The organism is Nonomuraea sp. AD125B, from assembly GCF_041402765.1.
Lineage (GTDB): Bacteria > Actinomycetota > Actinomycetes > Streptosporangiales > Streptosporangiaceae > Nonomuraea > Nonomuraea bangladeshensis.
This window is the reverse complement of the sequence record NZ_JBGLOU010000009.1, coordinates 356,481-377,193: the sequence shown is the minus strand read 5'-3', so window position 1 is coordinate 377,193 and position 20,713 is coordinate 356,481. Positions and strand designations below refer to the sequence as shown.

At 73.2% G+C, this 20,713-nt stretch carries 17 protein-coding genes; 6 read left to right on the top strand and 11 right to left on the bottom strand.

Annotated elements, in window-relative coordinates; translation table 11 throughout:
* Window positions 1-15: 15 nt before the first annotated feature.
* The 5 genes from ACBR40_RS25440 to ACBR40_RS25420 all read right to left on the bottom strand — a co-directional run bounded on the left by ACBR40_RS25440 (window position 16) and on the right by ACBR40_RS25420 (window position 6,233).
* The gene (locus ACBR40_RS25440) at window positions 16-516 is read right to left on the bottom strand and encodes a MarR family winged helix-turn-helix transcriptional regulator (protein WP_344214490.1); all 501 of its coding nucleotides are present in this window, start codon (window positions 514-516) and stop codon (window positions 16-18) included.
* A 4-nt stretch (window positions 517-520) separates the two neighbouring features.
* On the bottom strand, window positions 521-1,531 hold the full coding sequence (locus ACBR40_RS25435) for a hypothetical protein (RefSeq protein WP_371250355.1): 1,011 nt from the start codon (window positions 1,529-1,531) through the stop codon (window positions 521-523).
* Between the two features lie 40 nt (window positions 1,532-1,571).
* A complete protein-coding gene (locus tag ACBR40_RS25430) occupies window positions 1,572-3,347 on the bottom strand; it encodes an NAD+ synthase (protein WP_371250354.1) in 1,776 nt (591 codons plus the stop codon).
* 33 nt (window positions 3,348-3,380) lie between these two features.
* Complete coding sequence (locus ACBR40_RS25425) at window positions 3,381-4,871, bottom strand: BTAD domain-containing putative transcriptional regulator (protein WP_371250353.1); 1,491 nt, start codon at window positions 4,869-4,871, stop codon at window positions 3,381-3,383.
* Window positions 4,872-5,030: 159 nt separating this feature from the next.
* Window positions 5,031-6,233 carry an MFS transporter gene (locus ACBR40_RS25420; protein ID WP_344214498.1) on the bottom strand — a complete coding sequence of 401 codons (1,203 nt, stop codon included), beginning with the start codon at window positions 6,231-6,233 and terminating at the stop codon, window positions 5,031-5,033.
* A 60-nt stretch (window positions 6,234-6,293) separates the two neighbouring features.
* On the opposite strand from ACBR40_RS25420, the gene ACBR40_RS25415 reads away from it, so the two are divergent.
* Window positions 6,294-7,265, top strand: coding sequence for a DUF5937 family protein (locus tag ACBR40_RS25415; RefSeq protein ID WP_344214500.1), 972 nt, complete (start codon window positions 6,294-6,296; stop codon window positions 7,263-7,265).
* Here ACBR40_RS25415 and ACBR40_RS25410 read toward each other — a convergent pair.
* Complete coding sequence (locus ACBR40_RS25410) at window positions 7,256-8,272, bottom strand: terpene synthase family protein (RefSeq protein WP_371250352.1); 1,017 nt, start codon at window positions 8,270-8,272, stop codon at window positions 7,256-7,258. The two genes, ACBR40_RS25415 and ACBR40_RS25410, sit on opposite strands and share 10 nt — an antisense overlap.
* A gap of 20 nt (window positions 8,273-8,292) precedes the next feature.
* Complete coding sequence (locus tag ACBR40_RS25405; protein WP_344214504.1) at window positions 8,293-8,838, bottom strand: hypothetical protein; 546 nt, start codon at window positions 8,836-8,838, stop codon at window positions 8,293-8,295.
* 212 nt (window positions 8,839-9,050) lie between these two features.
* On the opposite strand from ACBR40_RS25405, the gene glnA reads away from it, so the two are divergent.
* On the top strand, window positions 9,051-10,412 hold the full coding sequence (gene glnA / locus ACBR40_RS25400; RefSeq protein WP_364445794.1) for a type I glutamate--ammonia ligase: 1,362 nt from the start codon (window positions 9,051-9,053) through the stop codon (window positions 10,410-10,412).
* Window positions 10,413-10,478: 66 nt separating this feature from the next.
* Here glnA and ACBR40_RS25395 read toward each other — a convergent pair whose 3' ends face one another.
* Window positions 10,479-12,389: a S8 family serine peptidase gene (locus ACBR40_RS25395; RefSeq protein ID WP_371250351.1), complete on the bottom strand. Its 1,911-nt coding sequence runs from the start codon at window positions 12,387-12,389 to the stop codon at window positions 10,479-10,481.
* A 161-nt stretch (window positions 12,390-12,550) separates the two neighbouring features.
* Window positions 12,551-13,177, bottom strand: coding sequence for an AAA family ATPase (locus ACBR40_RS25390; protein ID WP_344214510.1), 627 nt, complete (start codon window positions 13,175-13,177; stop codon window positions 12,551-12,553).
* 440 nt (window positions 13,178-13,617) lie between these two features.
* Here ACBR40_RS25390 and ACBR40_RS25385 point away from each other — a divergent pair, with 440 nt between their 5' ends.
* A complete protein-coding gene (locus tag ACBR40_RS25385) occupies window positions 13,618-14,331 on the top strand; it encodes a hotdog fold domain-containing protein (protein WP_344214512.1) in 714 nt (237 codons plus the stop codon).
* A 64-nt stretch (window positions 14,332-14,395) separates the two neighbouring features.
* Here the strand turns inward: ACBR40_RS25385 and ACBR40_RS25380 are convergent, their stop codons facing one another.
* A complete protein-coding gene (locus ACBR40_RS25380; RefSeq protein ID WP_344214514.1) occupies window positions 14,396-15,253 on the bottom strand; it encodes an alpha/beta hydrolase in 858 nt (285 codons plus the stop codon).
* A 64-nt stretch (window positions 15,254-15,317) separates the two neighbouring features.
* Between ACBR40_RS25380 and ACBR40_RS25375 the strand changes: the two genes are divergently transcribed.
* The gene (locus ACBR40_RS25375) at window positions 15,318-16,088 is read left to right on the top strand and encodes a type 1 glutamine amidotransferase (protein WP_371250350.1); all 771 of its coding nucleotides are present in this window, start codon (window positions 15,318-15,320) and stop codon (window positions 16,086-16,088) included.
* On the opposite strand, the gene ACBR40_RS25370 is transcribed toward ACBR40_RS25375, so the two are convergent.
* Window positions 16,054-16,638: an HXXEE domain-containing protein gene (locus ACBR40_RS25370; RefSeq protein WP_371250349.1), complete on the bottom strand. Its 585-nt coding sequence runs from the start codon at window positions 16,636-16,638 to the stop codon at window positions 16,054-16,056. The genes ACBR40_RS25375 and ACBR40_RS25370 overlap by 35 nt on opposite strands.
* A gap of 78 nt (window positions 16,639-16,716) precedes the next feature.
* On the opposite strand from ACBR40_RS25370, the gene ACBR40_RS25365 reads away from it, so the two are divergent.
* Both ACBR40_RS25365 and ACBR40_RS25360 read left to right on the top strand, forming a co-directional pair.
* Window positions 16,717-19,644, top strand: coding sequence for a bifunctional [glutamine synthetase] adenylyltransferase/[glutamine synthetase]-adenylyl-L-tyrosine phosphorylase (locus ACBR40_RS25365; protein WP_371250348.1), 2,928 nt, complete (start codon window positions 16,717-16,719; stop codon window positions 19,642-19,644).
* A gap of 32 nt (window positions 19,645-19,676) precedes the next feature.
* Window positions 19,677-20,708 carry a hypothetical protein gene (locus tag ACBR40_RS25360; protein ID WP_371250347.1) on the top strand — a complete coding sequence of 344 codons (1,032 nt, stop codon included), beginning with the start codon at window positions 19,677-19,679 and terminating at the stop codon, window positions 20,706-20,708.
* Window positions 20,709-20,713 lie beyond the last annotated feature (5 nt).

The following is a 20,713-nucleotide window of genomic DNA, read 5'->3' as shown; positions in this document are numbered from 1 at the left end:
ACCGACAGAAACCCGTCAGGTGACGGTGATGAGGCGGATGAGCTCCTCGCGGAAGCGGTCGTAGTCCTCGACGGCGCCGAGGAGGTCGCCGGAGTCGCGTTCCTTCTCGCGGGCCATGGCGAGGACCGCGTCCCCGGCCGGGGTGAGCTCCACGAGCATGCGGCGGCGGTCGCCGGGGTCGGCGCGCTTGACGACGTGGCCGGAGCGGCGCAGGTGCTCGATGGTGCGGCTCATGGTCTGGTCGGTGACGCGGCAGGCCGCCGCCAGCTCGCGCTGCGTCCGCGGCCCGGGAGTGAGGTGGTGCAGGGCGATCAGGCCGGCGTGGGAGAGCTGGTGGGCGGCGAGGAAGTCGTGGAAGCGCCGCTCGACCAGGCGCGCCGCCACCGACAGCAGCCGGCCCACGGGCCAGGAGCTGACGTCCGCGAGCATGTCGCCGGGGGCGTCCACGAGCGGGTCGCGCGCGTCGCCGCCGGTGTCCATGCGCGGGTCGCCAGGGGTGAGCTGTTCCTCCGCCACCCGTTCATTCTTCCAGACGGGCCGCCTCCCGGGGCCGGCCCAGCCGGGCCGCTCGCAGGCCGAGCCACAGCAGCACCGCCAGCACCCCCACGAGCAGGTACTCGATCGCCGGGATGCGCACCACGGCCGACACCCCGGCGAGGTCCCCGCGCAGGCCGTACACGACGAGGGCGCCGGCCGCGTACGCGATCCCGAGCGCCCACCGCGGCCCCCGCCCGAGCCCGAGCCCGTGCATCTGGGTGACGACGAACACGCCGAGGAAGCCGAACAGGAACATCGGCCACATCCCGTCCGGGCCGCTGTTCATGACGGCCACGAGCGTGCCGTGCGCCGCCACCGCCAGCTCCAGGGTGAGGGTCCACCAGCGGTTGGTGTGCGCCCGGGTGAGGAAGAGGCTGCCCTGCAGGAGCAGCAGGAACATGTACATGAACCCGATGAGGTGGCCGCTGGTGCTCTCCATCGGGTGGTACCAGAACGTGTAGACCGCCGCCCAGCTGAAGAGGTAGCCGTGGTAGCGGCGGGCGAAGGCGACGATCTCCTGCCTGATGGGCGCCGGCCGGCCGAGGAACAGGCCGCGCCGCCGGTTCTCCATGAGCAGCACCGCCACGAGCAGCAGGATCACCGACCCCTGCGAGCTGAAGATCGACACGTCCTGCGCCAGGCCGTCGTAGAAGAGCTGGGTCTGGAGCAGGTGGAGGACGACGAAGCCGGTGTTCACGGCCAGCGCGACGACGTTGAGCCGGTGCAGGCCGGAGGTGTAGCTGCGGACGCGGGTCTGGGCGCGGTGGATGAGCCACCAGAACGCGACCTGGTGCGCGGCGTAGCACAGCCAGGCCGAGGCGCGCGTCCAGACGGTGGGCTCGGGCAGCTTCCAGTAGTACCAGGAGGCGCCCTGGTCGGGGAGCAGGGCGATGCCCTGGAGCCGCTGCCCGAGCAGCCAGACCAGCCCGGTGAGCGCGGCGCTGGCGGCCACGCCGATGACCAGTACGGGCCCGGCCCGCAAATCCTTCAGCATGCTGAACATTATGCGAATCGTTCAGCATGCTGAACAAGACTCAGGCGGTGGTCTCCCTCCACCGGTTGGTGATCGGCAGGCGGCGGTCCCTGCCGAAGTTCTTCGGCGTGATCTTCGGCCCCGGCGGGTACTGGCGGCGCTTGTACTCGGCGAGGTCCACCAGCCGGATCACCCGCGTCACCAGCTCGGGGTCGTGCCCGGCGGCGATGAGCTCCTGCGAGCCCATGTCCTTCTCGACGTAGTCGTCGAGCAGCCGGTCCAGCACCTCGTACGGCGGCAGCGAGTCGGTGTCGCGCTGGTCCGGCCGCAGCTCCGCGCTCGGCTCCTTGACGATCGAGTTCTCCGGGATCGGCCGCTCGGCCTCCAGCAGGAAGCCGGGGCGGGTGTGGGCGTTGCGCCAGCGGGCCAGCTCCCACACCATCGTCTTCGGCACGTCCTTGATCGGCGCGAAGCCGCCCGCCGAGTCGCCGTAGAGGGTGGAGTAGCCGGTCGCGAGCTCGCTCTTGTTGCCGGTGGTGAGCACCAGGTGGCCGTTCTGGTTGGACAGCCCCATGAGGATCATGCCGCGCACCCGGGCCTGGAGGTTCTCGGCGGCCAGGCCCGACAGCTCGATCTCCTTCTCGAACGCGGTCACGATGTCGGCGATCGGCGCGATCCGCGCATGGAGACCCTGCCTCCGCACCAGCTCCTCGGCGTCCGCCACGGAGTGGTCGGAGGAGTAGCGCGAGGGCATAAGCACCACGTGCACCCGGTCGGGGCCGATGGCGTCGGCGGCGATCGTGGCGGTCAGCGCCGAGTCGATGCCGCCGGACAGGCCGAGGATGACCGAGCGGAAGCCGTTCTTGGCGACGTAGTCGCGCACCGCGAGCACCAGCGCCGAGTAGACCTCGGCGTGCGGGTCCAGCCGGTCGGCGACGGGCGCGGGCTCGGCCGGGCGGGGCGGGACGGGCTCGGCCGACAGCACCAGGCGGTCGACGGTGATCGTGGTGCCGTCGCCCGCGTCGTACGGGAACGAGCCCGTCTCCGCGTCCGAGACCGGCAGGTCGTCGAGGTCCACCACCAGCAGCTCCTCGCGGAACTGCCCGGCCCGCGCGACCAGCTCGCCCGAGCGGTCCACCACCAGCGAGTCGCCGTCGAAGACCAGCTCGTCCTGCCCGCCGACCTGGTTGGCGTAGGCCAGCGCGCAGCCGGCCTCGCGGGCCCGCCGCGCGCACAGCTCCAGGCGGACGTCGTCCTTCTCCTTCTCGTACGGCGAGGCGTTCGGCGCCACCAGCAGCCCCGCCCCCGCCTGCCCGACGACGGACACCGGGCCGCCGTCCTGCCAGAGGTCCTCGCACACGGCGACGGCGACGTCCACGCCGTGCAGCCGGAAGATCGGCAGCCGGTCGCCGCGCACGAAGTAGCGGTATTCGTCGAACACGCCGTAGTTCGGCAGGTGGTGCTTGGCGGTCCGGGCGACCACCTCGCCACGGAAGAGGACCGCGGCGGCGTCCAGCGGGGCGCCCTTCGGCTGGCCGACGCGGGGGGCGAGGCCGGCGCGGTCGACGTAGCCGGCCACCACGGGCAGCTCGCCGAGGCCCTCCTCCCGCAGCCTGCGCGCCACCTGCTCCAGGGTGCGGATGCTGGCGTCCACGAAGGACGTCCGCAGCACCAGGTCCTCGACGGGATAGCCGGTGAGGAACATCTCGGTGAAGACGACGAGGTGAGCGCCGCGCTCGGCGGCCTCGCGGGTCTGCTCGACCAGCCGGTCCGCGTTGGCGCTCAGGTCGCCTACGGTCGGGTTCGTCTGTGCCAGGGCGATGCGCAGTTGTGCCACGCGCCCCAGCCTAGTACCCCCCGATTTTTATCGTCAAAGCGACGAAAAGTGCGCTTTTTCGCCAGGAGTCACCAAACCCGACTCGTACGCCGTCATGACGAGCTGCGCCCGGTCGAACAGCCCCAGGTGTTCGAGCAGCGACTTGACCAGCGTCCCGACCTCCTCCTCCGGCAGCGACAGCGTCTGCCCGATCTGCCGGTTCGTCAGCCCGCGCGCGACGAGTTTCAGCACGTCGAGCCGGGCGTCGGAGAGGCCGGCCAGCGCCGGGGGAGAGGACGGGTCGGTGCGCCCGGCGAACGCCGAGATCAGCCGGGTGGTCATCGCCGGGTCGATGAGCGCGTCCCCGGCCGCCGCCGCCCTGATCGCCGCCAGGAACTGCTCGGGGGGCGCCGTCTTCAGCAGGAAGCCGCTCACGCCCGCCCGCAGCGCCGCGTACAGGTTCTCGTCGCTGCCGAACGTGGTCATCATGACGACCTTGGGCGGGTCTTCCCCCGCCAGGATGCGGCGGGCGGCGGCCAGGCCGTCCAGGTGCGGCATCTGGATGTCGAGCAGCACGACGTCCGGCCGGGTGGCGCGCACGCCCGCGATGGCCTCCTCACCGTTGGCCGCCTCGCCGGCCAGGCGGACGCCGGGATCGCTGGCGATCATGGCCTTCACGCCGGCCCGTACCAGCGCCTGGTCGTCGGCGACGAGCACGCGCAGCACACCGCCGGACGCGGCGGAGGTCGTGGCGGCGGGGGCGTCGGCCGGAGCTTCGGCGGGCGGAGCGGCGGGAGAGGGCTCCTCCAGCCGCTGCGCCAGCATGTCCGCCTCCAGCCGCTTGAGCCCGGCCGTCAGGTCCAGGCCCAGCTCGTCGCGCCACACCGCGCGGGCCCGGCGCAGCGCGGCCAGCGCGTCGCCCTGGCGGCCCATCCGGTAGAGCGCCACGGCCAGCAGCCGCCAGGCCTCCTCGCGCAGCGGGTGCTCGGCCGCGTGCGCCTCCAGGTCGGCCACCAGGGACGTGGCCCGGCCGAGCGCCAGGCCGGCGTCGGCCCGCCGCTCCACGGCGATGAGGCGCAGCTCCTCCAGCCGGCTCGCCTCGGTCACGGCCCAGCTCAGGTCGGCGAACTCGGCCAGCGCCGGTCCCCGCCACAGCCCGAGCGCGGTCTCCATGTCGGCCCACACCTGGGCGGGCGGGCCGTCGGACTTCACCAGGCTCTCGAAGCGCCAGGCGTCCACCTGCCCGGTGCCGGCCCGCAGGGCGTACCCGGGCGGGGCCGAGACCAGCACCTCCGCCTCCTCGCGCGGCGCGCGGCCGGGCTCCAGGGCGCGGCGCAGGCGGGAGACGTAGCCCTGGATCGTGGACAGGGCCTGCGCGGGCGGGTTGCCCGGCCAGAGCTCGTCGATGAGGGTGTTCACGGGCACGGCGCGGCCACCGGCCACGAGCAGGCGCGCGAGCACCGCTCGCTGTCTCTGGCCGCCGAGGTCGAGAGGGGAACCGTCCGTCCAGGCTTGGAACGGTCCGAGAGCGGTGAAGGTCAGCATGTCAGGCGTAACTGTAGAGGGAGAACGTGTTCCGGCATATGGCGAATTGTCACAGTTCTGGTCGTGGTCGTCACGGGGATGCCTTTCCGTGTGGTGAAAATTATCGGCGGACTGCCAACAAAAGATCAAAATTTTCTCAACGAGAACCCGGAGCGGGGCTCAAGCGCGGCGGCGGATGGCCGGGCCGAGGGCCAGCATTCCGGCGGCCGAGGCCAGGCCGACCGCGCCGATCGTGAACCACAGCGCCCGCGGCCCCAGCTCCAGCAGCGGCCCGCCGAGCAGCGGGGCCAGCACCGCCGCCGCCGACCAGGCGAGCCCGAACAGCCCCGCGTACCGGCCGCGCAGTTCCTCCGGCGCCAGCGCGGCCACGATGGTGCCCGCGATGCCCGCCGTGACGATCTCGCCGGCCGTCCACACCGCGATGGTCGCCGTCAGTCCCAGGGTGCTCGTGACGAACGCGGTCAGCGCGAACCCGGCCCCCATCACGGCCAGGCCGAGGGCGAACGTACGGGCCGGGTCCCGGCGGCCGAGCCAGCCGGACACCAGCGGCTGCACGACCACGATCAGCACGCCGTTGAGCGCCATGGCCGTGCCGTACTGGGCCGTGGACAGCCCCGCCGCCTTCGTCATGGCCACCGGCAGCATCGTCATCGTCTGCGCGTACACCAGCGCGTTCCCCAGCACGACCAGCGTGAACGCGACCATCACCCGGTCACGCAGCACCGCGCCGAACCCGCCGGTCGCCTGCCGCGCCCCCTCGGGCCGCGTCTCCGGGACGGCCCGCCACACCAGCACCGCGAAGACCACGCAGGAGACCGCGTCGATCCAGAACAGCCAGAGGAACCCGAGCCCGGCGAGCCAGCCGCCCGCCGTCATGCCGACCGAGTAGCCGAGGTTGATCCCCCAGAACAGCAGCCCGTACGCCCGCGGCCGCTCCGCCGGCCCCACCAGGTCGGCGACCAGCGCGTTCGAGGCCGGCCTGTAGAGGTCGATGACCACCCCGAGCACCAGCATCGAGGCGAGCACGGCCGGCAGCGAGACGCTGTAGCCCAGCGCGAGCATCGCGGCGCCGCTGGCCAGCATGCCGCCCGACAGCGTCGCCCGCCGCCCGATCCGGTCCGTCAGCATCCCCGCGAGCGGCTGCGACAGCAGCGAGCCCACCCCGAAGACGCCCATCACCAGCCCCGCCGCGGTCACCGACAGACCGCGGGCCTGGGTGAGGTAGACGCCGGTGAAGGGCATGACCATGGTGCCCAGGCGGTTGACCAGGGTGCCGCCCCACAGGGCCCAGAACGGACGGGGCAGCCCGCCCACCTGGGCGCGCAGGAACGACGGGGGCTTCTCGACGGACGTGCTCGACATGCTCCAGAGACTGCGACCTCCGGGTTGGCCGGGGCGAACGATTTAGCCCACACTTAAACGATGTCCATCACGTGGGTGATGCGGCCCGAGGACGTGGCCCGCATCCGGTTCGCGTTCTCCCCGCTGTGGGAGCTCGTCGCCAGTCTGCGCACCCTGCGGCGGCCGGCCCGCCAGTCCCTGCACCTGCCGTGGATCAAGGCCGTGCGCCCCCGGCTGGCCGGGCTGGACCTCACCGAGCTGCTGGCGCTCGTGCCGCCGACCGGCTACCTGGCCGACTTCCTCACCCCGCCGCCCGACACGCCGCTGCCCGACTTCGCCGCCGAGCTGGAGCGGGTCAGGCGCACCGCGCCCGAGCGGGTCCTCGACGAGCTGGCGCACCTGCGCGAGGCCGGCCGGGCCGACCCCGCCGTGCTGGACCGCCTCGCCGCCGACCCGGAGGCCACGGTGACGCGGGCGGCCGACGCGCTGGAGGCGTACTGGGAGACGTGCTTCGCCGAGTTCTGGCCCCGCGTGTACGCCCTGCTCGAACGCGACGTGCTGCGCCGCTCCCGTCAGCTCGCCCAGGGCGGGGCGCGCGAGCTGTTCGCCGGGCTCGACCCGGCCGTCACCTGGACCGGGGAGCGGCTGCTGGTGGACCGGCCCTGGTGCGCCACCGGCGGGCTGCACGGCGACGGGCTGGTGCTCGTGCCCAGCGCGTTCCACTGGCCGTCGGTGGCCGTCATGTCGGCCCCGTACCAGTCGATGCTCGTCTATCCCGTGCTGGGCGTGGGCACCCTGTGGGAGCAGGGGCCGCCGCCCGCGCCCGGCGCGCTGGCCGCGCTCATCGGGCGCAGCCGGGCGCGGATCCTGCTCGCGCTGGCCGAGCCCGCCACCACCTCGGCGCTGGCCGGCCGCATGTCCCTCACGCCTGGCGCGGTCAGCCAGCACCTCGGCGTGCTCAGCGGCGGCGGGCTCGCCGTCGGGATGCGGGTCGGCAAACAGGTCGTCTACCGCCGCACCCTCGCCGGCGACATGCTGGCCGGTCAGGCGTAGCGGGCCGACTCCAGCAGCCAGTCCAGGTGGGCGCGCGGCGCGGCCAGGTAGGCGCAGGCCACCAGGCTGACGTCCCTGGCCGCCTTCGGCGCGAGGTCCTGCAGCGGCAGCCGCCTGGCGGCCGTGTGCATGTCCTCGCAGCGCCGTACGATCCGGTCGAGCACCCACGCGGTCGCCTCCCGCTCGCCCAGCCCGAGCTGGCGCATCGCGAGCACCACGAAGTTGTGCACGTCGCCGCGCTCCTTCGGCCGCGAGGCGACGTCGTTGCACCAGGCGGTGACGTCGCTGCAGGCGTCCACGAGCTGCCGCCACGGCTCCGAGTCGTGCAGCCAGTCCGGCACCTCCACCCGCAGGCACGGCTCGACCAGGTCGTACAGGTAGGGGCCGACCGTGCCCCTGCGCAGCGCCGGGTACTCCTCCAGGGTCGGCATGCGGCGCGCCGCCCGGTTGTCGGCCTCGGTGCGGCAGGCGTCGTGCTGACGCTGCAGCCCCACCGCGAACCTGGCCCGCCACCGGTCGCTCATCCGCGCGCTGGTCACCCGCCACAGGTCGGCGAAGGCCGCCTCCAGCGGATGCCGCGCCGAGCCCCTGAGCAGCCCCTGGAAGACCTCGACCGGGCACTCGCCCTCGTCCAGCTCGTCGTCGAGATGGAACAGCCAGGTCAGCCACTGCGCGAACAGCGCCGCCGCGGCCGCGTCGAACTCGGCGAACGCCCGCGCCGCCATCCGGTGGAAGCCGACGCCCGGATCGGCCCGCAGGCCCGTGCGCCGCGCCCAGTCGATGACCGCGGCCTCGATCGCGTACACGGAGGGGTGCATCCGGCACGGCTCGGCCATCGCGGGCACCCGCTCGGTCAGCGGCAGCAGCGCCAGCGCCGCCGAGCCGCCCCGGCGCGGCAGCGGCATCATCGAGGTCAGGACCGAGCGCAGCGCGGTGCGCACCGTGGCGAACACGTTGGTGCCCGTCTGCTCCGTGGCGCTCTCCGCCTGGTTCACGGTGTTGTTCACGGTGTTGTCCGCGGTGTTGTTCACAGCGGGCCGAACAGCCAGTTGCCCGCGGCGTTCGGGTCCGCGCTGCGGTAGAAGTCGGCGGCGGCCGCGACCAGGCCGGTCACGGTCAGCGTGCCCCGGCCCTCCCGGTCCAGCCGGTCGAAGGCGGCGTCCACGTCGTCGTAGGCGACGCCGAACGCGCTCAGCATCGTACGGAACTCCCCGATCGTGACGTCGCCGTCCCGGTCGCCGTCGCACAGCTCGGCCACCGCTTGCGTGGCCGGACGGAACACCGCGTCGTAGGAGTCGCCGGTCACGAACGCGGCCGTCATGGCCGTGCGGAAGTCCGGGCGGGCGATGCCCGAGTCGCCGTCGCGCTCCAGCGTCCGGGCCAGCGTGGCCCAGATGCCGTCGAAGCTCCCGACGAGGCTCGCCCCGGTGACCGAGGTGGGGGACTCCCCGAAGCCCACCAGGATGCGCGCCCCCAGGCCCAGCAGGTCCTCACGCTCGACGACCCCGTTACGGTTCGCGTCGATGTGGTCGAAGGCCCGATCGAGCTTGTGATTGAGCAGGTCGATAGCCACCTTGCCTCCCCCGAGACTGACTGCGTTGATCACAGTAAGACGGGGCGGGGGCTTTGTCAGCGAGGCTCGCACCGGCATTGTCGGCGGGACTGTCGGCGGGCCCGTCGGCGGGACCGTCCGGGGGCGTCCTCACCGCGACCTCCCGTAACCTGTGCGAAACACGGACACGGCATCCTGATAGGAGACCTGTACTGTCTGCATGAGGGGATGCCTTGGACCGCCAGCAGGAGTTCGTGCTCCGCACGCTCGAGGAACGCGACATCCGGTTCATCCGGCTCTGGTTCACCGATGTTCTCGGCTTCCTCAAGTCCGTCGCCATCGCCCCGGCCGAGCTGGAGGGCGCGTTCACGGAGGGCATGGGCTTCGACGGCTCGGCCATCGAGGGCTTCGCCCGCGTCTACGAGTCCGACATGCTCGCCAAGCCCGACCCGTCGACGTTCCAGATCCTGCCCTGGCGCAGCGAGACGCCGGGGGCCGCGCGCATCTTCTGCGACATCCTGATGCCCGACGGCTCGCCCTCGCACGCCGACCCGCGCTGGGTGCTCAAGCGCACCCTCGCCAAGTGCGCCGACATGGGCTTCACCTTCTACACCCACCCCGAGATCGAGTTCTTCCTGCTGAAGAACCGTCCCGAGGCCGGCACGCGGCCCGAGCCGATCGACTCCGGCGGCTACTTCGACCACACGCCGCACAGCTCAGGACACGACTTCCGGCGCCAGGCGATCATGATGCTGGAGTCGATGGGCATCTCGGTGGAGTTCAGCCACCATGAGGGCGCGCCCGGCCAGCAGGAGATCGACCTGCGCTACGCCGACGCGCTCACCACGGCCGACAACATCATGACCTTCCGCCTGGTCATGAAGGAGGTCGCGCTGGAGCAGGGCATCTGGGCCTCGTTCATGCCCAAGCCGTTCACCGAGCACCCCGGCTCCGGCATGCACACCCACATGTCGCTGTTCGAGGGCGACCGCAACGCCTTCTACGAGGCCGGCTCCGAATACCGCCTGTCCAAGGTCGGCCGGTCGTTCATCGCGGGCCTGCTGCGGCACGCCGCCGAGATCACCGCCATCACCAACCAATGGGTCAACTCCTACAAGCGGCTGTGGGGCGGCGCCGAGGCCATCGCGGGCCAGGGCGGCGAGGCCCCCTCCTACGTGTGCTGGGGCCACAACAACCGCTCGGCCCTGGTCCGGGTGCCGATGTACAAGCCGCACAAGGGTGGCTCCACCCGCATCGAGTTCCGCTCGCTCGACTCCGCCTGTAACCCCTACCTGGCCTTCGCGCTCATCCTGGCGGCCGGGCTCAAGGGCATCGAGGAGGGCTACGAGCTGCCGGCCGCGGCCGAGGACAACGTGTGGACCCTCACCAGCGCCGAGCGGCGCGCCCTCGGCATCCAGCCGCTGCCGGGCTCGCTCAACGACGCGATCGAGGTCATGGAGCGCAGCGAGCTGGTGGCCGAGACGCTCGGCGAGCACGTCTTCGACTTCTTCCTGCGCAACAAGCGGGCCGAGTGGCGCGAATACCGCCGCCACGTCACCGAGTTCGAGCTCGGCCGCTACCTGCCGATCCTCTGAGCCCGCCGGTCCCGCGGCCGGGGCCGTCCGGTCCCGGCCGCGTGGGGACGGGACCGGACGGGCGCCTTACTTGTTGACGTGGCGGTTCAGGTAGAGCGCCGCCTTCTTCATGGCGGCCGCGCTCTTGCCCGCGCGGTGCCGCTCGGCGGTGGCCACGGCCTGCTTCAGCGTCGTCCTGCCGTGCACCTTGGCGGAGGAGTCGTACACGCCGTGCGCGTAGTTGAGCCAGGCGGCCAGCAGCTCACGGTCGAGCAGCGCCTTGGCGGCCTTGCTCTTGGTGTTCAGCACCTTGTACGCCTTGCCCAGCGTGCCCGCGCCGGTCAGCTCGGGGAAGACCTTGCTGCCGTTCTGGGCCAGCGTGAGGTAGCAGCGCAGCGTGGCGTCGCTCAGCGAGCCCTTGCCGCGCAGCATCTCCACGGCCCACGCCTTGGCGCTCAGCGGCTTGCCGCCCCTGCCGCGCGAGCAGGTGTCGGGCACGGGCTGCGGGTCGCCGTAGATGCCGGGGTCGACGTTGCTGTGGCCGTCCTCGGGCGAGGTCGTGGGCGTGGGGGCCGGCGTGTTGGTCGGCGTCGCCGACGGGCCCGGGGTCGGGGTGCCGGTGGGCGTCGGGGTGGGGGAGGGGGACGCCTTCGACGGCAGGGCCGCGGTCAGGTCGATCCGCTTGGTGGTCACGCCGCCGTACGTGATGGCCTTGCCGGTGTCCTGCAGCTTGGCGATCCGGCCCTCGCCGGGCAGCTGCGGGTACGCCTGCCGCACCAGCGCCAGCGCGCCGGCCACGTGCGGGGCGGCCATCGAGGTGCCGCTGAGCACCCGGTAGCCGCCGCCCGGCGCGGCGCTGTTGATCTGCACGCCGGGCGCGAACAGGTCGAGCAGCGCGCCCCGGTTGCTGAAGCCCGCCACGGCGTCCTTGTCGTCGGTGGCGCCGACGGCGACCGCGGCCGAGACGCAGGCCGGGCTGGACACGCCGTCGGTGAAGCCCTCGTTGCCCGCGGCGACCACGACGCTCACGCCGAACTGCTTGAGCCAGACGATCTCGTCCTTCAGCGCGCCGGCCGACGGGTCGGTGTCGCAGTGCCGGGTCTGCTTGGCGCCGCCGCCGAGGCTCATGTTGACCGCGACGACGTTCTTGCCGGCGTGCACGCTGTCGACGTACTGGAGCGCGGCCTTCTGCGCGGAGACGAAGGTGGCGAAGCACGGCGCGGCCCTGCCCAGCTGCTCCTGGCAGACCGGGCCGTCGAGCCGGGTGAAGACCTGGATCGGCAGGATACCCGCCTCGGGGGCGACGCCGTTCGACGGGGCGCCCGCCGCCTTCTTGCCGGCCGCGATGCCCGCCACGTGGGTGCCGTGGTAGCACTGGTTGACGCCGCTCACGACGCACGCGGCGGTCTCGGCGTCCGCCGCGCCCGCGCCGGTCTGCACCGACTGGCCGTTGGGGCAAAGCGGCCTGGCCCCGTAGTACGGGTCCGTGGACGTGGCGGAGAAGCACGCCTCACCGACGATGCGGCCGGCGAAGAACGGGTGGTCGCGGTCGATGCCGGTGTCGAGGACGGCGATGGTCGAGCCCTTGCCGGTCCAGCCGGCCGCGTTGGCCTTGTCGGCGCCGATGAGCTTGGTGCTGACGTCGAGCGTGGCGACGCTCAGGCGGTCCTCGTAGACGGCGGCGACGCGGTCGTCGGTCCTGACCTCCTCCAGCGTCGCCTTGTCCAGGTTGGCGACCAGGAAGTCGTCGGAGAGCTTCTTGTCGACGACCTGGGTGCCCTTGGACGCCTTCTCGGTGTCGGCGGCCACCGCGTCGACGCTCTGGCCCTTCTTCAGCTCGATGACGGCGCGTACCTTGTGCCCGCCGCGCACCTCGGCCGTGACGTTCTTGGCGACCTCGGGATCGCCCGCCGCGGCGTGGGCGGGGGCGGCGATCAGCGCGCCCGTGGTGGTGAAGGCGAGCACGGACGCGCCCGCCAGCAGAGACCGTAGTCTCACTGGACCTCCGGGGGGTTGAGGGGGTCCATCCGCCGGCGCTCATGCGGAGTGCGAGCAGCGCTCAGCGACTCCGCGGCTCCCCGTGGCCGACGTCGGAACGTTCCCCGTTGACGTTGAGGGGCCAGCGTAAGGAGTTACCGGAGGAATCGGTGGGAATGAGGTTATTCCGTTATGGGGAAACCTTCCCTTACCGGATCATGGTCGGGCCCGAACACGATGGCCTCCAGCAGGGCGGCCGCGTCCCTGTCGATGACGTGGGCGACGGCCGCGGGCGCCGGGTCGCCGCTCCTGACGCGCGCCATCAGCCCCTCCCACCTGCGCCGGTGCCGGGCGAACGTACGCGCGGCGACCACCCTGCCCCGCTCGTGCTGGCCCGCCAGCGCCGTCTCCGGCGGCGTGTCCAGCAGCAGCAGGTGCAGCCGCGCCCCGTGCCACCTGGCCAGCCGGTCGAAGCCCCGCAGCACCGACGGCGCGCAGCCCCGGTTGTGCGCCACGACCGCGCGCCCGGAGGACAGGGCCCGGCTGATGCGGGCCAGGTGCGTGGCGAAGACGACGGCCCGGCGCACCGGCTGCGGCGCCCACCCGAGCCGGCCCGCCCAGTGCTGCTTGGACTGGTAGGAGTCGATCACCACGACCGCTCCGCGGGCGACGGGGGCGCTCTCCGCGCCGTGCAGCCCGTACAGGCGGCGCAGCAGGGTCGTCTTGCCCGCACCCGGCAGCCCGGTCAGGATGACCAGGGAGCCGGGCGGATAACGCACCGCGCCGGCGCAGGCCGGATCGTCCAGCACGCTCCACCGTCTCCTTCTCCCCGTGCGCCCCCGGTGTCTCCTCGCGGGGGCGGGTGTCTCCCAGACTGGCCGAGGAAGCGGCCCGGCGCGAATCCGTACGGAACCCGAAGGCCGCTCGTATCGGCCGAATGGTGTGCGGGACGCCGGAAACCCGAGCTAAAGTGCTGTCCAACGCCTTGATCGGTCTCACTCCGGAAGAGCTCGCGGAGTGAGGCCGATTTTCGTTGCTTCTGACCCCCGAGTCACCTCCGCGGCATGTGCGGTGCCTAGCGTCCGACCCAGGGTGGGAAGTATCGGACCCCTTCGAGGCGTTACGCGGTGTATGGATCGGGACGTTACGACCCCCCTGCCCTCGGGTAAAGCGGGAGTCCAGTAAAATCGGCCCGTTCTTTTTGATATTTCAGGACTTCGCGCCCTTGTGGCGACATAGGAGGTGTGGCATGACGACGGCTGCCCTGCAGACCGTGTTGACCGTTCCGCAGCGCTTCCGCGGCCCGGAAGGAGTCGCCAACGGCGGCTGGATCGCGGGGACGATGGCGGAGGCGCTCAACGGTGGCCGATCAGCCGTCGAGGTCACGCTCCATGCCCCCACCCCGCTGGAGACCGAGCTGCGGCTGGAGCACGTCGCCAACAGCGTCTCCCTCTCCCGCGGCGACGACCTGCTCGTCGAGGCCATCCCGGTGGCCGAGGACCTGAAGGGGCCGGGCTTCGTGCCGTTCAACGACGCCGCCCGCGCCGAGGCCGGCTTCGCCGGGCTCAAGGCGCACCCCTTCGCCGAGTGCTTCGCCTGCGGCCTGCGTGAGCCGGGCGACGGCCTGCGCATCTTCCCCGGCCCGGTGCCCGGATCCGACCTGGTCGCGGCCGGCTGGCGGGTGCCGTTCACGGTCGCGGGCGAGGACGGCGTGCCGGCCTCGATCATCGGCGCGGTGCTCGACTGCATCACCGGCTGGGCCCACTTCGGCCCCGGCGAGAGCGCGCTGCTCGGCCGCCTCGCCGTGCAGATCCACGGCCAGGTGCACCCCGGCGGGCGCTACTCCGTGGTCGCCCGCCCGACCGGCCGCGACGGCCGCAAGATGTACGGCGAGAGCGGCATCTACGAAGTGGACGGCACGCTGGTGGCCGCCGGCCGGGCCACCTGGATCGCTCCACGCTGACCCCTGCGCGAGAACGTCCCGCCCACCCCGCTCCCCGCGGGGTGGGCGCTTTCGTCTCCGTCGGTCACGGGGCCGTGAGCCGGTCCACGACGGTCGCGACGCAGCGGTCGTCGAACACGATCGTGTAGTGGTTGCAGTCGGGGACGACCTCGTCGCGCAGTCCGGGCAGCCGGGCGGTCCAGGGGGCGGCCAGGTCGTCGGGGAGCATCGGCACGTCCTGGTTCAGCAGTCCGCGCGGCGCCCGCAGCAGGGTCATCGGCGCCTTGACCGCCTCCAGCGCGGCCGAGAGCGCGGCCTGCTCGGTGTGCAGCCAGCGGCCGTCCTCACGCACCGCCTCGGGCACCGCGCGCGAGCGCAGCGCGCCCTCGGGGCCGGTCAGGTCGTAGCGCACGTACTCCTCGACGTCGTCGCTCCAGTGGCCGGCGAAGGCCGGATGGTTCCTGAAGAACTCGACGTACGCCTCCGCCGACGGGTACGTCTGCCGCAGCCGGTCGAGCGCGGGCCCCAGGGCCGCCGCCAGCGCCGCGTCCGGGTCCACGCCCTCGGGCAGCGGCGGGAACGGCAGGCCGCCGTCCACCAGCACCACGCGGGCGAAGTCGCGCCGCGCGGCGGCGAGGACGGCCACGTACGCGCCCATGGAGTGGCCGGTCAGCACCGTGCCGCCGTCCGCGCCCACGTGCTCGGCGACGCGCAGGACGTCCTCGGCGTGGCGGGGCAGCCCGTACGGGCCGGGCAGGCCCGCGCTGTGGCCGCGGCCGCGCAGGTCCACGGCGACGAGCGTCCAGTCGTCCGGCAGGCGGCGGGCGACCGCCCCCCAGGACATGAGGGAGGCGGTGATGCCGTGGACGGCGATGATCAGGCGGGGGCCGGAGCCGGCGCGGGCGATGCGCAGGCCGTCCACGTCGTCGAATGCGAAGGTCATGCCCGGATCTTAGGTACCGCCGCTGAGGCTGGCCAATGGGGAAGTTTCTCCCATAATTACCGTTATGCGAATCACGGTCATCGAGCACGAGCGGGAAGCCGGGCTCGGCTATCTCGCCGGGTGGCTCGGCATCGCCTGCGACGTCGTCCGGCCCTACCTGGGGGACGAGGTGCCGGCGCGGGCCGCGGACGGGCTCGTCGTGCTCGGCGGCGCGGCGGCGGCCTGGGAGGACGAGCGCAGCCCCTGGCTGCCCGCCACCCGCGACCTGCTGCGCCGCGCCGTGGACGAGGGCACGCCCACGCTCGGCGTCTGCCTCGGCGCCCAGCTCCTCACCCTGGCCTGCGGCGGCGCGGTGGAGCGGGGCGGGAACGGCCTGGAGGTGGGGCTGTGCGAGGTCTCCGCCCTGCCCGCCGCGCGCGAGGACCGGCTGTTCGCCGGCGTCGGCACGGTGCCCGCCGTCCAGTACCACCAGGACGCGATGACCCGGCTGCCCGAGGGCGCGGTGCCGCTGATGACCGGCTCGCAGTACCCGAACCAGGGCTACCGCCTGGGGGAGGCGGCCTGGGCGGTGCAGTTCCATCCCGAGGCCACCCCGGAGATCTTCGCCTCCTGGACGTACGAGTCCGGCCTGGACGCCGCCGAGGACCTGAACCGTGAGGTCAAGGCGGCGGAGCCGGACCTCGTCGCAGCCTGGCGGCCCGTGGCGCACGCCTTCGCGGCCGTGGTCAGAGAGGGCGCCGTCAGAGAGGGCGCCGTCAGAGAGGGCGCCGTCAGAGAGGGCGCCGTCAGAGAGGGCGTCGTCAGGGAAGGCGCCGCCGGAGCGGGCGGCGCCTGAGCGGCCCGCTCTCCTCCGGGCGGCGGGCGCGCGTGAGCAGGTGCGCCAGGCCGTGCACGGCCCCCAGCGCCAGGGGAAGCGCCGCGAGCCCCGCCACGCCCGCCCGCCCGCCCGCGTCCATGGGCACCCCGGCGGCCCTGAGCCGCCGCCACGCCCACCACGCGTACGGGATCACCACCACGGGCGCGGTCGCCACCCCCGGCGTGTAGCCACGGACGAGCGCCGACTGCGCCAGGTGCACCACCCCGTGCACCCCGAACCCGGCCAGCACCGTCTGGAAGGCCGGGCTGCGCCCGCCCGTCGCCGCCCCGCGGGCCGCCGCAGCCGCCACGATCCCGCCCATGAGGCCGATGGCCACGTTGACGTGCGCCTGCGACATCTCCAGCCGCTCCCACGGAACGTCGGGAAACCGCTCCTCCAGCCAGGGCCGGGCCTCGCGCAGCCAGCCCGCCATCGTGACCAGCTCCTCGGCGTCGTGGACGGCCCACGCCGCCAGCAGCCCCCATGCCACGCCCGCCGTCACCGCCGGGCTCGCGTCGCCCTCCGTCATACCGGCCTCCTCTCGAACACAACGCAACGTTGCGTTGTCATACTAGGGCGATCAGCGCGACTCCTGCAAAATGGAGAGGTGCCCAGGATCGAATCCACCGCCGCGCGACTCGCCAAGCTCGGTTTCGCCGACGGCGCCCGGGCCGCCCAGCTCGTCCGCCAGGCCGACCCCCGTCTCGACGACCTGCTGGAGTCGCTGGTCGACGTCGCCGACCCCGACCTCGCCCTCGGCTCCCTGACCCGGCTCGCCGAACGCGACCCCGCCGTCCTCGACGCGCTCCGCGCCGACGACGGGCTCAGGACCAGGCTGCTCGCCGTGCTCGGCGTCAGCGACGCCCTGGGGGAGCACCTCGTACGCCACCCCGGCGACATCGCCCGCCTGGCCCGGCCGGACCAGGACGACCCCAGGGACGAGCTGCTGCGCGCGGTCGGAGCCGACCCCGCCGCGCCCGAGCCGGCGGCGACCGGCGAGGACGTCCTGACGGCGCTCCGCGTGGCCTACCGGGGCCGGCTCATGCACCTGGCCGCCCGCGACCTCACCGGGCAGGCCACGCCGCAGGAGGTCATGGCCGAGCTGTCCGACCTGGCCGGGGCCGCGCTGGAGGCCGCGCTCGCCGTCGCCCGCACCGAGGTCGACGCCTCGGGGGTGAGCCTCGCGGTCATCGGCATGGGCAAGTGCGGCGCCCGCGAGCTCAACTACATCAGCGACGTGGACGTGATCTTCGTCGCCGAGCCGCGCGAGGGCGCCGACGAGACCAAGGCCCTGCGCGCCGCCACCCGCCTGGCCCAGGCCATGATGCGGGCCTGCACCGCAACCACCCCCGAGGGCGCGCTGTGGGAGGTGGACGCGGGCCTGCGCCCCGAGGGCCGCTCGGGGCCGCTGGTGCGCACGCTCGCCAGCCACCTCGCCTACTACCAGCGGTGGGCCAAGACGTGGGAGTTCCAGGCGCTGCTCAAGGCCCGTCCGGTGGCGGGCGACCTCACGCTGGGGGAGTCCTACGTCCAGGCCGTCAACGACCTGGTGTGGGCAGCCGCCACCCGCGAGCACTTCGTCGAGGACGTGCAGGCCATGCGCCGCCGGGTCGAGGCGCACGTCCGCGCCGAGGGCGAGCGCCAGCTCAAGCTGGGCCCCGGCGGGCTGCGCGACATCGAGTTCGCGGTGCAGCTCCTGCAGCTCGTGCACGGGCGGCTCGACCCGCTGCTGCGCCGCCGGGCCACGCTGCCCGCGCTGGCCGCCCTGGCCCGCAGCGGCTACGTCGGCCGCGACGACGCCCGCGGCCTGGCCGAGGCGTACGCGTTCCTGCGCCGGGTCGAGCACCTGCTGCAGCTCCACCGGCTGCGCCGCACCCACATCGTGCCCACCGCGGAGGCCGACCTGCGCAGGCTCGGCCGCGCGCTCGGCATGCACGCCGACCCGGTGGGGGAGTTCACCGCCCGGTGGCGGCGGCACGCCAGGGAGGCGCGGCGGCTGCACGAGAAGTTGTTCTACCGGCCGCTGCTGCAGGCCGTCTCGCGGCTGCAGGAGTCGGAGGCGCGGCTGTCCACGGCCGCCGCCGCCGACCGGCTGGAGGCGCTCGGCTACCTCGACCCCAACGGCGCGCTGCGCCACATCGCCGCGCTCACCTCGGGCGTGTCGCGCCGGGCCGCGATCCAGCGCACGCTGCTGCCGGTCATGCTCGGCTGGTTCGCCGACACACCTGACCCCGACGCGGCCCTGCTCGGCTTCCGCCAGGTCAGCGACAAGCTCGGCGCCACCCCGTGGTACCTCCGGCTGCTGCGCGACGAGACCGCCGTGGCCGCGCGGATGGCCAAGGTGCTCGGCACCAGCCGCTACGCCACCGGCCTGCTCATGCACGCCCCCGAGGCGGTCGCCCTGCTCGGCTCGGACGAGGAGCTCGCCGTACGCTCCCCTGAGTCGCTGGCCGGCGAGGCCGCGGCGGCGAGCTCCCGCTACGTCGCCGACGGCGACCCGGAGACCGCGGTGGCGGCCGTGCGGGCGCTGCGCCGCAGGGAGCTGTTCCGCACCGCCGTGGCCGACCTGTCCGGCCTCATCGACATCGAGGCCGTGGGCTGCGCGCTGTCGGCGCTCAACGACGTCACCCTCCAGGCCGCGCTCGACGCCGCGCTCCGCAAGGCCGGCGACGTCACGTCGTTCGTGATCATCGCCATGGGCCGGCTCGGCGGCCTGGAGTGCTCCTACGCCAGCGACGCCGACGTCATGTTCGTCCACCGGCCGCGTCCGGGGGTGGACGAGCGCGAGGCCACCGACGCCGCCTTCGCCGTCGCCAACGAGCTGCGCAGGCTGCTGTCGCTGCCCGCGCCCGACCCGCCCCTGCTCATCGACCCCGACCTGCGTCCGGAGGGCCGCCAGGGGCCGCTGGTGCGCACGCTCGCCTCCTACCGGGCCTACTACGGTCGCTGGTCGTCGCCGTGGGAGTCGCAGGCGCTGCTGCGGGCCAGGTTCTCGGCCGGCGACGCGGAGCTGGGGGCGGCGTTCACCGCCATGGCGGACGAGCTGCGCTACCCGCAGGGCGGGCTGCCCGACGACGCCGTACGCGAGATCCGGCGGCTCAAGGCCCGCATGGAGGCCGAGCGGCTGCCGCGCGGCGCCGACCCGGCCCTGCACACCAAGCTCGGGCCGGGCGGGCTCTCCGACGTGGAGTGGGTGGCCCAGCTCCTGCAGCTCCGGCACGCGGGAACGCTCCCGTCGCTGCGCACCACCCGCACGCTCGACGCACTGCGCGCCGCCGTCGCCGAGGAGCTGCTGGCCCCCGCCGACGAGGCCGTGCTGGCCGAGTCGTGGCGTTTCGTCTCCCGCGTACGCGACGCGCTCATGCTGGTCAAGGGCCGGCCCGGTGACAGCGTGCCGCGCGACGCGGGCGAGCGCCGGCTCATCGCCCAGACCCTCGGCTATCCGCCCGACGGCTCGGAGGACTTCCTCGACGACTACCGCCGGGTCACCCGCCGCGCCCGCAAGGTGGTGGAACGGGTCTTCTACGGGGGTTGATGGCCGCCGTACCCCGGGTGTATCAAGGCGCGATGTTATCCGTCTACGTGGATCTCGCCCTCGGCCTGGCCGTGACGTTCCTGCTGCTGTCGCTGCTGGTGAGCGGCATCAACGAGGGGGTCGTGCGGCTGCTGTCCATCCGCAGCAAGTTCCTGTGGGCCTACCTCAGGGACACGCTGGACGGCGCCGACCTGAACGGATCCTGGCTGCCCGCCCGCGTACGCGACGTCTTCACCCGGCTGCCGTTCCTGCGTGACCCGCGTCCCCGTTACAGCGACCTGCCCGCCCCGTCCGAGGCCGGCGCGGTGCCCGAGCCGCGGGCCAAGGCCGACGACGCCATGATCAAGCTGCTCTACGAGCGGGTACGCGAGATCGACCACGCCAAGCGCGGGCGCACCAGCATCGCCGACATCCCGCCCGGCCGCTTCTCGGTCGCGGTCATGGAGCTGGCGACGAGCGAGGACGGCGACGTGGAGCGCTTCCTCGCCAAGCTCAAGGCCGCCGACAGCCCCCTGTACGGCCACCTGAAGGGCATCTGGGAGACCGCCCAGCGCGACCTCGACCGCTTCCGCCAGGGCGTCGAGACCTGGTTCGACGGCGAGATGCAGCGGCTGTCGCTGCTCTACAAGCGCTACGTCAAGTGGGTGCTCGCCGCGCTGAGCCTGCTGGTGACGCTGGTATTCACGATGGACGGGCTGGAGTACGCCAAGACGCTGCTGCGCGACAACGCCTTCCGCGCCTCGGTGACCGCCGTGTCCGAGGCCGGGCCCGACGCGTACAGCGAGCTGAAGGCCCGGTGCGCGGGCGCGGACCCCGTGCACTGCGTCACCGAGACGATGAGCCAGCCCGCCCTGGTGCGGATGCTCGGCCAGGCCCTGGTGAGCGTGTCGATCCCGGAGGAGGGCGAGCCGAGCGTCGACTGGAACGGCTCCACCTGGTGGGACCGCCTGATGACGCCCAGCCACTGGCCGGGCTTCCTGCTGACGTACGTGGCGCTGCTGTTCGGGGCGCCGTTCTGGTGGGACGTCCTGCGCCGCCTGACAGGGATCCGGTCCCGGCGCTGACGCCG